This window comes from Pseudoalteromonas distincta (assembly GCF_005877035.1).
Classification (GTDB): domain Bacteria; phylum Pseudomonadota; class Gammaproteobacteria; order Enterobacterales; family Alteromonadaceae; genus Pseudoalteromonas; species Pseudoalteromonas distincta.
Window position 1 is genome coordinate 2,840,268 of sequence record NZ_CP040558.1, and the last position, 14,648, is coordinate 2,854,915.

The 14,648-nt window shown below is 41.0% G+C and carries 12 protein-coding genes and 5 tRNA genes; 2 read left to right on the forward strand and 15 right to left on the reverse strand.

The genetic code is table 11. The features are described 5' to 3' along the window. Positions 1-342: 342 nt before the first annotated feature. From FFU37_RS12660 to xerD, 11 genes are all read right to left on the reverse strand, one after another. Positions 343-419, reverse strand: a tRNA-Arg gene (locus FFU37_RS12660). Positions 420-534: 115 nt separating this feature from the next. Then, a tRNA-Arg gene (locus FFU37_RS12665) sits at positions 535-611 on the reverse strand. 78 nt (positions 612-689) lie between these two features. After that, a tRNA-Arg gene (locus FFU37_RS12670) sits at positions 690-766 on the reverse strand. A gap of 46 nt (positions 767-812) precedes the next feature. Next, positions 813-889: transfer RNA gene (locus FFU37_RS12675), tRNA-Arg, on the reverse strand. Positions 890-927: 38 nt separating this feature from the next. Then, positions 928-1,020 (reverse strand) — tRNA-Ser (locus FFU37_RS12680). Positions 1,021-1,148: 128 nt separating this feature from the next. Next, positions 1,149-1,331: a hypothetical protein gene (locus FFU37_RS12685; RefSeq protein ID WP_002961421.1), complete on the reverse strand. Its 183-nt coding sequence runs from the start codon at positions 1,329-1,331 to the stop codon at positions 1,149-1,151. Between the two features lie 321 nt (positions 1,332-1,652). After that, the gene (gene lysS, locus FFU37_RS12690) at positions 1,653-3,188 is read right to left on the reverse strand and encodes a lysine--tRNA ligase (protein ID WP_138489636.1); all 1,536 of its coding nucleotides are present in this window, start codon (positions 3,186-3,188) and stop codon (positions 1,653-1,655) included. A 26-nt stretch (positions 3,189-3,214) separates the two neighbouring features. Continuing rightward, a protein-coding gene (gene prfB / locus FFU37_RS12695; protein WP_100218355.1) for a peptide chain release factor 2 occupies positions 3,215-4,313 on the reverse strand; the annotation gives its coding sequence in 2 pieces (ribosomal slippage) (positions 3,215-4,237 and positions 4,239-4,313; 1,098 coding nt in all). Positions 4,314-4,457: 144 nt separating this feature from the next. Beyond that, entirely contained in the window at positions 4,458-6,179 is a 1,722-nt protein-coding gene (gene recJ / locus FFU37_RS12700) for a single-stranded-DNA-specific exonuclease RecJ (protein ID WP_138489637.1), read from the reverse strand. Positions 6,180-6,257: 78 nt separating this feature from the next. Next, complete coding sequence (gene dsbC / locus FFU37_RS12705) at positions 6,258-6,986, reverse strand: bifunctional protein-disulfide isomerase/oxidoreductase DsbC (RefSeq protein ID WP_002961417.1); 729 nt, start codon at positions 6,984-6,986, stop codon at positions 6,258-6,260. A gap of 63 nt (positions 6,987-7,049) precedes the next feature. Continuing rightward, the gene (gene xerD / locus FFU37_RS12710; RefSeq protein WP_002961416.1) at positions 7,050-7,976 is read right to left on the reverse strand and encodes a site-specific tyrosine recombinase XerD; all 927 of its coding nucleotides are present in this window, start codon (positions 7,974-7,976) and stop codon (positions 7,050-7,052) included. Between the two features lie 94 nt (positions 7,977-8,070). Between xerD and fldB the strand changes: the two genes are divergently transcribed. Continuing rightward, complete coding sequence (gene fldB, locus FFU37_RS12715) at positions 8,071-8,592, forward strand: flavodoxin FldB (protein WP_024605911.1); 522 nt, start codon at positions 8,071-8,073, stop codon at positions 8,590-8,592. Positions 8,593-8,977: 385 nt separating this feature from the next. Here fldB and FFU37_RS12720 read toward each other — a convergent pair whose 3' ends face one another. The 4 genes from FFU37_RS12720 to FFU37_RS12735 form a co-directional block, all read right to left on the reverse strand. Then, positions 8,978-9,445: a YHS domain-containing (seleno)protein gene (locus FFU37_RS12720; RefSeq protein ID WP_138489638.1), complete on the reverse strand. Its 468-nt coding sequence runs from the start codon at positions 9,443-9,445 to the stop codon at positions 8,978-8,980. 137 nt (positions 9,446-9,582) lie between these two features. Next, on the reverse strand, positions 9,583-10,029 hold the full coding sequence (locus FFU37_RS12725) for a DUF2147 domain-containing protein (RefSeq protein ID WP_138489639.1): 447 nt from the start codon (positions 10,027-10,029) through the stop codon (positions 9,583-9,585). 356 nt (positions 10,030-10,385) lie between these two features. Then, complete coding sequence (locus tag FFU37_RS12730; protein ID WP_138489640.1) at positions 10,386-12,395, reverse strand: alpha-amylase; 2,010 nt, start codon at positions 12,393-12,395, stop codon at positions 10,386-10,388. A gap of 156 nt (positions 12,396-12,551) precedes the next feature. Further along, on the reverse strand, positions 12,552-13,250 hold the full coding sequence (locus tag FFU37_RS12735; protein WP_138489641.1) for a tRNA1(Val) (adenine(37)-N6)-methyltransferase: 699 nt from the start codon (positions 13,248-13,250) through the stop codon (positions 12,552-12,554). A gap of 75 nt (positions 13,251-13,325) precedes the next feature. Here FFU37_RS12735 and srmB point away from each other — a divergent pair, with 75 nt between their 5' ends. Beyond that, a complete protein-coding gene (gene srmB, locus FFU37_RS12740) occupies positions 13,326-14,552 on the forward strand; it encodes an ATP-dependent RNA helicase SrmB (protein ID WP_002961405.1) in 1,227 nt (408 codons plus the stop codon). Positions 14,553-14,648 lie beyond the last annotated feature (96 nt).

Consider the following 14,648-nt stretch of genomic DNA (forward strand, 5'->3'; position numbering starts at 1 on the left):
TTAAAATAACATAGGTAATAATAAAGAGCAGCTTTAGAAAAGGGTTAAGTGGGCTTGATTAGATAACTGATTAGAAGCTGGCGCTTCTCACGCGAGCAAGCTCTGCGTCTACAGCGGATAAATAAACTCGAAGTTTAGATTTAAAGATTAGGGCTGGTTTTACTTGTAGGCGTGCAGCTTGCTGACGCGACGAGCGAAGCTCGTAAATGTGCTGTGAGTTTTATAGATTAGAAGTTGCGCTTCTCACGCGAGCAAGCTCTGCGTCTACAAGTTAGCCATCTACCAATTTCACTTTATTTCAGGCACAAAAAAACCGACTTAATGTCGGCTTGTTTATGAAAGTGGTGGGCGCAGGAGGATTCGAACCTCCGACCGCTCGGTTCGTAGCCGAGTACTCTATCCAGCTGAGCTATGCACCCACTTTCATAGATTGCTTATTTAAACTCTAAGCAGAGCGTATTAATTCAGGCATAAAAAAACCGATTTCCATCGGTTTATTTTTCTTACACTTAAAAGTGTATGAAAACATGAAAGTGGTGGGCGCAGGAGGATTCGAACCTCCGACCGCTCGGTTCGTAGCCGAGTACTCTATCCAGCTGAGCTATGCACCCACTTTCATTTTTACTATTACTTGTTTTTACTCTAAGTGAGAGTTTTACTTATTTATACTCTAAGTAGAGTTTATAAAGTGGTGGGCGCAGGAGGATTCGAACCTCCGACCGCTCGGTTCGTAGCCGAGTACTCTATCCAGCTGAGCTATGCACCCACTTTATAGTTTGCTTATTTAGACTCTAAGCAGAGTTATTAAAGTATGGTGGGCGCAGGAGGATTCGAACCTCCGACCGCTCGGTTCGTAGCCGAGTACTCTATCCAGCTGAGCTATGCACCCATACTTTAAAATTTTACAAAACACGCCATTAAAAGAAATGGTGGAGAGGGAGGGATTCGAACCCTCGATAGAGCTACAAACTCTATACTCCCTTAGCAGGGGAGCTCCTTCGGCCACTCGGACACCTCTCCGTCTTGTGGGGCGTATAATAAAGATTTCAGAAAATATGTCAAACACTTTTCTACCAAAAACGACTATATGGTTATAGATTGCACATATGCTTGGTTTAAAAGTGTAATTTGTTTGAAATTTAAGCGGGTTACGTATTTTTATTTGAAGGATTAACACCTAGCACGGGAACTAAATCATCAGTTAACTGAGCCAAATACTGTTCTTGGTAACCTAATTGTTGAAATTCAGCGATACAAGCACGGTAGTAAGCGTTTCGTTCTTGCTCTGATGTGCATTCTTCTGATAAATCATCTAATCGCTTGTCTTTCATACTCTTTTTCTAGGTCCTTTAAGAATCAATATTTAGCTGCTAAATACCAAGCAGTGTAAATTTCGTGCGTATTCTAGCCTAAATATTTACATAAATACAACATGTGTTTAAAAAACAATCATACTAAAAAGCTATAGCACTGTTAGTTTTAATATTAAAAACTTCCAATAACAATAAGTTATTGAAGCTGATTGCACATTAATCAGCACTAATAATTACCTTTAATTTTTAGTGTAGTACTTATTAATTAAAACACTAATTATAAGCAAAAAAACGCCGCTATTAAGCGGCGTTTATTAACTTACTTTGTTCTACTAAAGATTAGTCAGCTTGTGGACGCATATGCGGGAACAAAATAACGTCTTTAATTGTTGATGAATCAGTAAACAACATAACTAAACGGTCAATACCAATACCTTCACCAGCCGTTGGCGGTAAGCCGTACTCTAGTGCGCGTATGTAGTCTTCGTCGTAGTGCATTGCTTCATCATCGCCTGCGTCTTTCTCTTCAACTTGACGAGTAAAGCGCTCAGCTTGGTCCTGTGCATCGTTAAGCTCAGAGAAACCATTTGCAAGTTCACGACCGCCAACAAAAAACTCAAAACGGTCGGTAACAAATGGGTTTTCGTCGTTACGGCGTGCAAGTGGTGATACTTCCCACGGGTAACCAGTAATAAACGTAGGTTGAATAAGCATGTGCTCTGCTGTTTCTTCAAATATTTCACAAAGAAACTTACCTGGACCCCAAACACAGTTTTCAGGAATTTTAACGTGCACTTGTTTAGCGTACGCTTTTAACTCTTCAAAATGGTTTTCTGGGTCATTAAATACCGCAGCATCAAACTCAGGATTATATTTTAAGATAGCATCCGCCATACTTAAACGTGTAAACGGTTGGCCAAAGTCGTATTCAACTGAATCGATAACTTCGCCGTTTTCGTCCTTAGTTGTATTAACTACAACTGCACTACCAAGTACGTTTTCTGCAACAGTACGTAGCATATCTTCGGTGATGTTCATCAGGTCGATGTAATCAGCGTATGCTTGGTAAAATTCAATCATTGTAAATTCTGGGTTGTGACGTGTAGATAACCCTTCGTTACGGAAGTTACGGTTAATTTCAAATACACGATCAAAACCACCTACCACTAAGCGCTTTAAGTAAAGCTCTGGCGCTATACGTAGGTACATGTCGATATCAAGCGCGTTATGGTGAGTTACAAACGGACGCGCAGATGCACCGCCAGGTATAACCTGTAGCATAGGTGTTTCTACTTCCATAAAGTCACGGTCTGCTAAAAAGCGACGAATACCTTCAACCACTTGTGAGCGAATGCGGAATGTTTCGCGCGTTGCTTCGTTAGTAATTAAGTCAACATAACGTTGGCGGTACTTTGTTTCTTGATCTGATAAGCCATGGAATTTTTCAGGTAACGGGCGAAGTGACTTAGTTAGTAATTGATACTCAGTCATTTCTACGTATAAATCGCCTTTACCCGATTTATTTAACGCGCCTTTAACACCTATAATATCGCCAGTGTCTAGCTGACCATATTTTTCTTTAAGGTCTTTTTGAACATCTTTAGATGCATACGCTTGTACGCGACCTTTCATGTCTTGAATTACAAAAAACGGTCCACGCTTTGCTAAAATACGTCCAGCAATAGACACAACTTCTTGTAGTTCAACTAATTCTTCTTTGCTCTTATCACCAAACTGGGCTTGCAAATCAGCCGTGTAATGCTCACGACGGAATTGGTTTGGATGACCGTTGGCTGGGCAATTTTCGCGTATCGCGTCTAACTTGCCGCGACGCTCAGCGATTAACTTGTTTTCGTCTTGGATTTTATCAGTCATTTTTTAGCTCTTTATTAGCTTGGTGGTTATAGGCCAGATTTAAGGCTGGCTTCAATAAATTTATCTAAGTTACCGTCAAGTACCGATTGGGTATTGCGGTTTTCAACGCCTGTACGTAAATCTTTAATACGTGCGTCATCAAGTACGTATGAACGTATTTGGCTACCCCAACCTATATCAGATTTAGCGTCTTCTTGCGTTTGTTTTTCAGCATTTTGCTGCTGTAGCTCAAGCTCAAATAATTTAGCTTTTAACTGCTTCATCGCTTGGGCTTTATTTTTATGCTGTGAACGCTCGTTTTGACACTGCACTACGGTATTTGTTGGTACGTGAGTAATACGAACCGCCGATTCGGTGGTATTAACGTGCTGACCACCCGCGCCTGATGCACGGTAAACGTCTATACGTAGGTCTGACGGATTAATATCAATTTCAATATTATCGTCAATCTCTGGGTATACAAACGCAGAAGCAAATGAGGTATGACGACGACCACTTGAGTCAAACGGGCTTTTACGCACTAAACGGTGAACGCCTGTTTCTGTACGTAACCAACCATAAGCGTATTCGCCAACAAAGCGAACTGTTGCGCCTTTAATACCGGCAACATCACCGTCGGTTGCTTCAACTAGCTCAACTTTAAAGCCTTTAGCCTCACCCCAACGTAAATACATACGAAGTAGAATGTTACACCAGTCTTGTGCTTCAGTGCCGCCAGAACCCGATTGTAAATCAAGGTACGCATCGTTTGAGTCATGAGGACCTGAAAACATACGACGAAACTCTAAACCTTCTAACTGCTCGTTTAGATCGCTAAGCTCGCTTTGTGCTTCATCAAAGGTATCTTGATCTTCGGCTTCTACAGCAAGTTCAAGTAGACCTTCAACGTCGTCAGTACCGGCTACAAGGTTGTCGATTGTTTCAACAACAGCCTCTAATGCTGATTTTTCACGGCCAAGCGCTTGTGCGCGTTCAGGCTCGTTCCATACGGCTGAATCTTCAAGTTCGGCGTTAACTTCTTCTAGGCGTTCTTGTTTAAGAGCGTAGTCAAAGGTACCCCCGAAGCAATTCAGTACGTTCGCGAATTTCCTTGATTTGGTTAATCACAGGATTCACTTCAAACATGTACATCACTCCAAAATGGCTAGGTAATTGCGCCCCTTTACATGGGATTTTCGCAACAAATTATCGTCAAATGATAAAAACGCCCGATTTTAACAAAAAACCGCGCGCTTTATTAGCCTTTTATGCATGATTTGTGCATATTTTTTAGTGCACTTTTTCAAGCTCTCTAACGATTAATTGCAGCGTAAATTTACCTCTAAACTCATTTATATCTAGTTGATAGGCTACTTTTACAAACTTCGCTTCTGTGTCGGGCCATTCTTTTACATCAATACCAAAGGCAATGGCGTCAACTAATCGCCCTGATTGATGCTTTAATACAAGTTTTAAGTGCTTTTCGCCGACTATGCGCTGCTGTATTACTTCAAATGTGTGCTCAAACACCGGCTCAGGAAATTGCTGCCCCCACGGGCCCGATTGCTTTAATAACTGTGCAAATTCCATAGTAAAGCACTCGTTTGGCAGCTCACCGTCGGTAAATACAATACAGCGCTTACTTTCTTCACTCAGTTGCGCACTCACTGCAGCATCAAATGCCTTTTTAAAGTCGTTAAAGTGTTGCTCATTAATACTTAAACCAGCGGCCATTGCGTGGCCACCAAATTTATTAATTAAGTGTGGCTCAGCAGTATTAAGCCCTTCGAGTAAGTCGCGCATGTGCAACCCTTCTATAGAGCGGCACGAACCTTTTATTTCACCATTTTCGCCACCAGCAAATATAACGGTTGGTCGGTGGTATTTTTCTTTTAAGCGACCAGCCAAAATACCAATAACACCTTGGTGCCAATCGTCTTGAAACAAGCAGATTGCATCAGGGACGTTATCGTCGCTAAATGCGAGTCTATCAAGCACGGCTTGCGCCTCGGCTTGCATGCCTTGTTCTATTTCGCGCCGTGCAAAGTTTAAGCTATCGAGCTCGCCGGCTATACTACGCGCTTGGTTTATGTCGGTGCTAAGCAAGCAAGCTATACCCAAACTCATGTCGTCTAATCGCCCTGCTGCATTTAAACGCGGCGCAAGTGAAAAGCCAAAGTCGCTTGCGCTTAAGCGGGCAGCATTGCGGTTAGCCACTTCAATAAGCGCGGTAATACCAGGGCGTGTTTTACCACTGCGAATACGTGCTAAACCTTGGTGTACTAAGGTGCGGTTATTTGCATCAAGTGCGACCACGTCAGCAACCGTACCAAGCGCTACAATGTCGAGCAAGTTAGCTAAATTAGGCGGCGGTTGCTGCTCAAAATAACCAAGGTCTCGCATTACGCTTCTCAGTGCTATCAGTAAGTAAAAAGCAACGCCAACACCTGCTATAGATTTAGACGGGAAGTTACATTCGTGCCTATTTGGATTTACTATTGCATCGGCATTTGGCAGCTGCTCACCTTGTAAGTGGTGATCTGTTACCAGCACTTTTATACCAACCGCTTTTAAAATATCAATACCAGCAATACACGATATGCCGTTATCTACGGTGATCACTAAATCAGGCTTTATTTGTACTATTTGCTCTGCAAGTGCGGGGCTTAAACCATAACCTAAGCTAAACCGGTCAGGAATTAAGTAATCTAAATGCTTAAAACCAAACATCTCAAGGCCTTGCATTAATGTTGCAGTGCTTGTTGCGCCATCGGCATCAAAATCGCCGACTATTAATATTTGGCTTTGCGCTTTTAATGCTTCAATTAATAAATCGCTGGCTTTGTCGATATCTTTAAACAATTTAAAGTCGTGAAGCGTAGCTACGCTGTTATTTAGCTCGTCGGCATTAAATACATTGCGGTTAGCATAAATTTGTTTAATTACAGGATGTAAATTACTCGGTAGATGCGAGTCGTCAACGTTTTCACGCGCAATGATTAGTTTTTTCATGCAGAGTTTTAACTTATTGGGTCGTATTAAAAAGACAAAAAAAGGCCATTAAGGCCTTTTTATTAGCTATAAAACGTATTACGACGCTTTGTTAGCATCTAATGCTGCTTTTAGTGCTGCTGCTGGCTGGTAACCTGGGATCATCGTACCATCTTCTAAAATAATGGCAGGCGTGCCGCTAATACCAAAGCTTTGACCAAGCTGGTAATGCTCTGCAACCGGTGCGCTACAGCCTGCAACTACTTTAGTGCTTGTGCCCGACTTAGCTTCTGTTAGTGCTTCTTGCTGATCGCGTGCGCACCATACATTCATTAAATCGGCGTAGCCTGAACCTTGTAAGCCACCACGTGGAAACGCAAGGTACTTAACGGTAATACCCGCATCAAGTAAATCGTCTAACTCGCGATGTAATTTACGACAGTAACCACAGCTAATGTCGGTAAATACAGTAATACTGTGTTTTTCGTTTGGTGCTTTGTACACAATCATCGAATCTTCGTATTCTTTAATGCCCTCAACACGCACGCCGTTTAATGCTTGCTCTGTTAAGTTGTTACGATTATTTAAATCGATTAACGTACCTTGCATTAAAAATTGACCATCTGGACTTGCGTAAAGTACGCCCTTATTAGTGATCAACTCTTTTAAGCCCGCTACTGGGCTTGGGTTAATTTGCTTTACAGTTACACCAAGCTCGGCAAATTTAGTAATAATAGGATCATTAGCATCTGGTGTTACAGCAACGCCATTTGCAAATGCACTAATACTTGTGCACAACATGGCACCTGCTAACATTAATTTTTTCATAACTTCTCTCTATCCTAAAAACACTTAATATATTGACCGGCTTAATAATATTTACTTTCAAACTTACGCTCGCGGATGATGCTCTGCGTGTACCGACTTTAACCGTTCATTGGCAACATGGGTATAAATTTGCGTCGTTGATAAATCGCTATGGCCCAACATCATTTGTACCACACGTAAATCTGCCCCATGATTTAATAAGTGCGTAGCAAAAGCATGGCGCATGGTATGGGGCGATAATGGAGACTCAACTGATGCCAAAATAGCATAGTGTTTAATTCTATGCCAAAAGGTTTGTCGCGTCATGCCTACTCCGCGCTTAGATGGGAACACAAAATCGGTGGCGTGTTTTATCATTTGTGCACGCCCACCCTTTAAAAATTGCTCCAGCCAATACATGGCTTCTTCACCCAATGGCACTAAGCGCTCTTTGTTACCCTTGCCTTTTACAAACACAACCGCTTGGCGCAAATTAATTTGCTCCATACGAAGCCCAACAAGCTCACTTACACGCAAGCCCGTTGCATAAAGTAGCTCTAGCATGGCTTTGTCGCGCAGTCCCATCGCTTCTTCTGTGTTGGGCGCATTTAACAATGCCTCAACTTCAGCTTCTGAGAGTGTTTTAGGTAACGACTGTCCGGCTTTTGGTTGAGCTATGTTTAGCATGGGCGAATCACTAATTATTTTTTCGCGCACAAAATACTGATAAAAACGCTTTAGCGCACTAATGCTACGTGCTGTACTGCGTGGTTTTAAACCTAAATCAACTCGATGCGCTAAATAGCTTTCTATGTCGAGCCCCGTTACCGTCATTAAATTTTCGCCCTTTAAAAATAGGCAAAACTTATCTAAATCACTGCGATAAGCGCTTAATGTATTTTCGCTTACGCCTTGTTCTAAGTACAGGCTATCTAAAAAGGTTTCTAGGTAGTCGCTATTACTGCTCATACTGCTGTTATTTTCAAAAGAATCGTCAGATAGCGTTGTCACATTATGCTCTCATGCTTTGCTAAGGTATCAATTAAAAATACCTTACGGTAAACTTGAGCCTATCATATCAGGCAATTACACAGTGATAAATACGATGCAAATTGGTTTATTTTTTGGTTCTACTACGTGCTACACCGAAATGGCAGCAGAAAAGATTCGCGACATTATTGGTGCCGATATAGTTACCCTGCACAATATTAAAGACGAGCCACTAAAAAATGCAGAGCAGTACGACTTTATCATCTTTGGTATTTCAACATGGGATTTTGGTGAAATACAAGAAGACTGGGAGTCAAAGTGGGACGACATAGCCGACGTAAACCTAAACGGTAAAACCATTGCTTTATTTGGCATGGGCGATCAGCAAGGTTACGGGCAATGGTTTCAAGATGCCCTAGGCATGCTACACGATGAAATAAATACGCAAACATTTACTCAACTTGGTTTTTGGCCAAACGACAGTAGTTACGAGTTTGAAGCTTCAAAAGCATTAACGCCTGATGGTAAACAGTTTGTTGGTCTTGCGCTCGACGAAGACAGTCAATACGAGCTAAGCGATGAGCGCATTGCAACATGGGTTGAACAGGTAATGACTGAATATAGCGAAACGCTTTAATTAATTAGCTAATAAGTAAAAAGCCCGCAACTAGTTTAGTTGCGGGCTTTTTAACTAGGCTCTGTTGATCTTTTAAGGTTGAATTTGCAGCAGTCTGTTTGGTATTTAGGCAAGGCAGAGCCTATGCAGTGTGGTTATTCCCCATAAATGGGCGATAACGTAGCATTAATGCCAAACAGGCGCTGCCCAAAGGGTTCTTCCTAGGGGCTACTTACTCTTTGTTGCTCGGTTTTTACTTATTCTTACATGGATGTAAGCCAGTAGGGTAACGCAGGAGCAGTTACCGAGCCCACTAGGTTACAAATCTCGCGCCGCGATTAAATAGCCCCTAGTTTGAACAAATTTTAATCCGCAAAGTTCAAAAGACCCTAATAATATGAGTAATTTATTGAAACGTCATAACATTGGTCGTTTGTGGGTAATATCCATCAGCCATCACAATGTATGGCAATAAATTACTTAACCATTTTTGTTGTACGCTTTGGCTGTAATTTAAGTAAAGCTTACCTTCGTGAATATAAAATGCTTCTGGGTCTATCCCTACGGCATTCCCCTCATCAGCCATTGCATAAGCGCACCAGCCACCATATTGCGGTGCATAAAGCTTTGGGTTTTCTGCAAATGCCGTTTTGTTTTCTTCACTCGAAAAATGCCAGTCGGCACCTAAATAACTAAACGTATATTTGTCGCTGCCTTTAACGGCTTTATTTTGGGTAAAATAAGCAACACTGTCATACCCTTTAATAGCCGTGTTATTAAACCAGCCAGTGTTTACCGCATCATCCTTTGCGTTTGCCCCACCGCTTATTAACAGTGTGCTAAGCATTATTAAAGCAACTATGTACTTAATCATATTTTACCCTTTTATTTACTCAAAATTTTATGCCAATTAAATATGGCAGGCTTAGTGAGTAAGAAAGGCAAAGCGCAAAAATGATTTCAGTTAATGCTTAATTATTTAACGTTTAGTAATTAAGTAAGTAGTTAAACTTACTCAACTCTTAGCCAATATTGGTTTCGGTAAAAAAAGCCAATGTAGCCGCGTACTTCGAGCTTTTTACCTTCATCTTGCGGGGTTAATTGTAAGGTGTAGGTTTTACCATTTATTGGGTCGAGTATTTCACCGTCTGCCCATACGCCATCATCTTGTGCTTTTACATCGGTGATTATGGTCATTCCTAAAATAGGCTGATCTTTTAGCTCATCATCACACTTACTGCATATATCATTTTGTTTTGCAGGGTTAAGAATGGTTTCAACTTTGCCGCTTAATACACCGTTGGTTTGGCTAATACGTACATACGACTTAGCTTGGTTTGTATCCTCGTCAGTCGTTTTCCAAAGGCCTACTGGCGTAATAGCAGCAAACACACCTTGGCTTGCAAAAATGGTGGCTGTTAACGTGCTAAGTAATGCTATTTTATTTAACTTTTTCATTGTGTTGTCTTTAAGATTAAGTGGCCAATGGTTAAATCATAACAGGTGATTTATAAACACACTATTAAAGCGCTGTACTTAAAATAATAAACCTGAACTCTGGATAATAAATCTATCTCGAGCAGCTATTTTCAGCGCTAACTGCGTTGAATTTACTTGCAATAGGCCAGCTATTGACCCGTAAATTCGCCTTGTTTTCACTGAAAATCTCTGGCTAGAGAAAATAAATTTAAATATCACCATGATTCAATATGTTAGTAAATCTCTTAACCAGAGTTCAGATTAAAAAGCAAAAAGCCTAAACTAATAACCATTAGCTTAGGCTTAGGTTCAAATATAGGCTTTTTATTTATTTTTTAAAAACTACGAATTACTACACTTGAATTATTAAACTCAAATTTATTAACTTTTCCGCATTGCGCCATATGATTAGTGCTTGTATAAGGAGTATTGTTTTGAGCAATAGCAGTCTCCCATCCTTGGCCATTTTTAATGAATGCTTTTAGCTCAAACCACCCATTAACCGCTTTACTGCAATCCATATCCACATCAAGCATCCAATAGTGTTCGCCCCATATATTTAATGGTGTTACACCAAAACCATCTGTGTTTAGCGTTTTTTCAGCGCCCCAACCTGCAGGCCAAACATTCGTTGTCCAGTCGGTAGCAGAACCTTCTGCTTCGCTACTTTGTCCATTTTCTATGCCATACCAATCAAGGTAGTTATCATTTGCTTTCCAAGGGCTTGTTGTCACGTTTTTTAAATTATTATGACGAATAGGCATTGCACACTCAAAATTACTTGTTTGGCAATTTCGACCAAGGTTTGCGTTTGCATAAGCGTGGTCAATCCCACCGCGCAAAAACATATCTTGTCCGCTTTGTGTTTGTGCATTAATAAAAATAACCGTTCGCTGCCAGTCACCTTCAGTGCTTGGCGCTGAACTTGTATTTAACTTGGCATTTTTATGAATTGCCATCGCATCCCAAGCGCCAATATTAAGATTAATAGTACCGTCGGAATTAACCGTTATAACCTCACCACTACAACTTTTAGCATCAGCCGACAACTCGCCTTTTAACACATTACAGTATTGCCCTGGCGCCATATCGGTTTGCACAGTTGCAGTAAGTGTTGAGTCTTCTTTGTTAATAGCCATATGACCCGAGCTACCTCGGCCAAATGAAATTTGATTATTTGTGTTATCCCACCAGTTTGTTACTGCCCAATTGTCGGCGGTGTTATTTCTAAAATCGACCCCGCCTGCAATATATGACCAGCGATGTTCACACTTCCAATTACTAGCAAAACACTCTAAGTTACCATTATTATGTACAGGTACATTTGGCCCACCAGCATCTGTATCACCATGAAAATCATAACTCGACATTACTTTTGGATAACCGTACGGATAAGCCAACATAAATACATTGGCTAAGTCATATAAGCGGCCATCCTCAAAGGTAATTACATTACCAGCGCCGCCGTGCCCGCGCTGATTGTCGTGATTATCTACAAAAACCACCGCAGAAGAGCTTGGCATAAAGCCCCACCCTTCGCCAAAATTACTCAGCCATGCAAGCGAGCCGTTTCTAAAGGTGTTACCAAGCTCAGTGCTATATTTAAATTCAGTTACTAAACCTGTGCTTAAATATTCAGAGGCACCAACAGCCTCCCCACCTTGATCGATCACTTCTTGAAAAACCACTGGCGAGCCATTTACTTTAGCCATTAAACTTTGGATATCGCTTGCTGCAACATGTTTAGAAGCATCAAAACGAAAGCCTTTTACGCCAATAGCCTGCAAGTCGTTAATATATGCTGCAATGGTATTTTGCACATAGTTTGAAGCGGTATCTAAATCGGCAAGTCCAACGAGTTCACAATTTTGTACTCGGTAGCGATCGTTGCCATAGTCAGAGCTATTAATGGTACAACTTTCATGAAAATCTTGTGGGCTATAAATAGGAAAGCTTTTATTACCAAAGCTATTTCCCGCTGTGCCAGTGCCACTTTCTGCTGCCATATGATTAATAAGCGTATCAACGTAAATATCAACCCCAGCTGCACTACAGCGATTTACCATATCGATAAACTGCGCACGGTTTCCGCCACGACTTTGCAGTTCATAACTTACTGGCTGATAACGTGTCCACCATTGGCTTCCTGTAATGTGCTCATTAGGCGGCGAGACCTGTACTGCAGCGTAGCCTTTTGGTCCTAGGTATTGCTCACATTCTTGCGCTACATCTTGCCAATTCCATTCAAACAAATGCACAAATGTGGTGGGCGTAGCTGTGGCAATACTCGGTAAGAGCAACCCTAGGCTTAAACCTGCGGTGGTGATTATTTTATTGAGTTTCATAGTGTGTGATCCAACTGTTGAGCGAGCAAAACAACTACTCGATGCTATTTACAAGTGGTTAACACTAGATTGAGAATTGATTAAATAAAAACTGAATACGTATGCATAATAGGTAAATTATCCTTTATTACTAGATAACCTACATAACTTGGCAATTTACATTTTCAAATAAAATGCTTTGCACAAGGCTATATAATCAGCGGTGTAGGTATTATCTAAGTTTCTAATACACAGGGTTGATGATTCTAAATCGCTTTTTACGTAGCTAAATGCCATTAAACTGCGGCTAATATCTTTATTAGGCGTGGCTTTTACTTGGCAGTGAGCATTTAAATAAAGCCCATTTTGAGTAGCAAGCTCAATAAATAATGCACCTTCAACGCTTGGGAGTATTAAGCTAAAGCGAGAGCGGCTATGGCTTAAGCGTTTAAAGGCATTAATTAACTCTTCAAAACTTAAGCCGTCGGTATGGCGTGCGGTATTACGCGCAGCATTATCGCCTTTTAAACTGTGATTAAAATACGGTGGATTAGAGATAACAACATCAAATTTAACTTCACTACTAAAGCTTTGAATAGTTTGGTGCTTAATACTTATTGTTGGCCACGGACTATTAGCTACATTTTGTAATGCTTGGGTATAGGCGCTTTCGTCAATTTCTACCGCAGTTATATCAAGCTCATTACTGCGCTGCTTACACATTAATGCTAGTAAGCCGGTGCCTGTGCCTATATCAAGTAATGACTTTGCACCGCTTAAATTAGCCCATGCGCCAAGCAAAATGCCATCGGTAGAAACTTTCATTGCACAGTGGTCGTGTTCAACTTTAAATTGTTTAAATACAAAACCAGACATTTTTTCACCTTTTCATTCACCAAGCGCAGCATAGCGCGTATAATCAGGTTAATTGTCCCTTATTTTAGACACTCTATGCAATTTTCTGAATTTGATCTTGATAACAAGCTACTCGATGCCATTAATAAAATGGGCTACGAGACGCCAACCAGCATTCAACAACAAGCTATTCCTGAAGCACTACAGGGGCGCGATATTTTAGCATCTGCGCCTACTGGTACAGGTAAAACAGCGGCATTTTTAATTCCGGCTATTCAGTACTTACTGGATTTCCCACGTCGTGATCCTGGTTTTGCGCGCGTCCTCGTTATGACCCCGACTCGTGAGTTGGCTTATCAAATTCATGAACAATGTGAACTGCTAGCTAAACGCACACACCTAAAAATTGGTGTAGTAACAGGCGGTATTAACTACGGTACGCATAAAGAAATTTTTGAAAAAAATAACGATATTTTAATCGCCACACCAGGTCGATTAATGGAATACCTAGAAACCGAAAACTTTCATGCTGAACACGTAGAAATGCTTATTATCGATGAAGCAGATCGCATGTTAGACATGGGTTTCAAAAAAGAAATGAGCCGTATTTGTGACGAAGCTAAAAATCGTCGCCAATGTTTTTTATTCTCAGCAACACTCGAAGGTGACAGCGTAGAAAGGTTTGCTGAAAAAACATTAAATGACCCTGCACTGCTTGAAGCTGAATCGTCACGTAAAGAAAAAGCTAAAATTCACCAGTGGGTACATTTAGCCGATGACTATCATCATAAACTAGAGCTTTTAGTAAATACCTTAAATGGTCCAGACGTGACTAAAGCAATTGTGTTTGTTAAAACCCGTGAGCGTTTAGAAACACTGATTGGCGAGCTAACCAATAACGGCGTTAAAGCAGCTTGGTTACGCGGCGAAATGCCACAAGACAAACGTATGAAAGCCATGGAAAACTTTCACAGTGGCAAAACACGTATCTTAATTGCGACCGATGTAGCTGCACGTGGTATTGACGTATCTGACATTAGCCACGTTATTAACTTTGATATGCCGCGCACTGCCGACGTATACGTACACCGTATTGGTCGTACTGGCCGTGCTGGTAAAAAAGGGATTGCAATATCATTAGTTGAAGCACACGACATTGGTATTTTGTATAAAGTAGAGCGCTACGTTGAACAAAAACTAAAACGCCGTGTAATTAAAGGTGTTGAGCCACAGCATAAAGAAGCTAAGCCACCGGCTAAAAAGCGTAAAGATCCAGTAAAAATGAAAGCCAAGAAAAAGGCTAAGGTTAAAAAGAAAAAGTAACCTAACATATTTTTATTCTAAGCCGACTTTTGTCGGCTTTTTTAATGCAAGCCTTACAGGCTCTAGTGTTTGTACCTGTTACATATGTAACCCAAG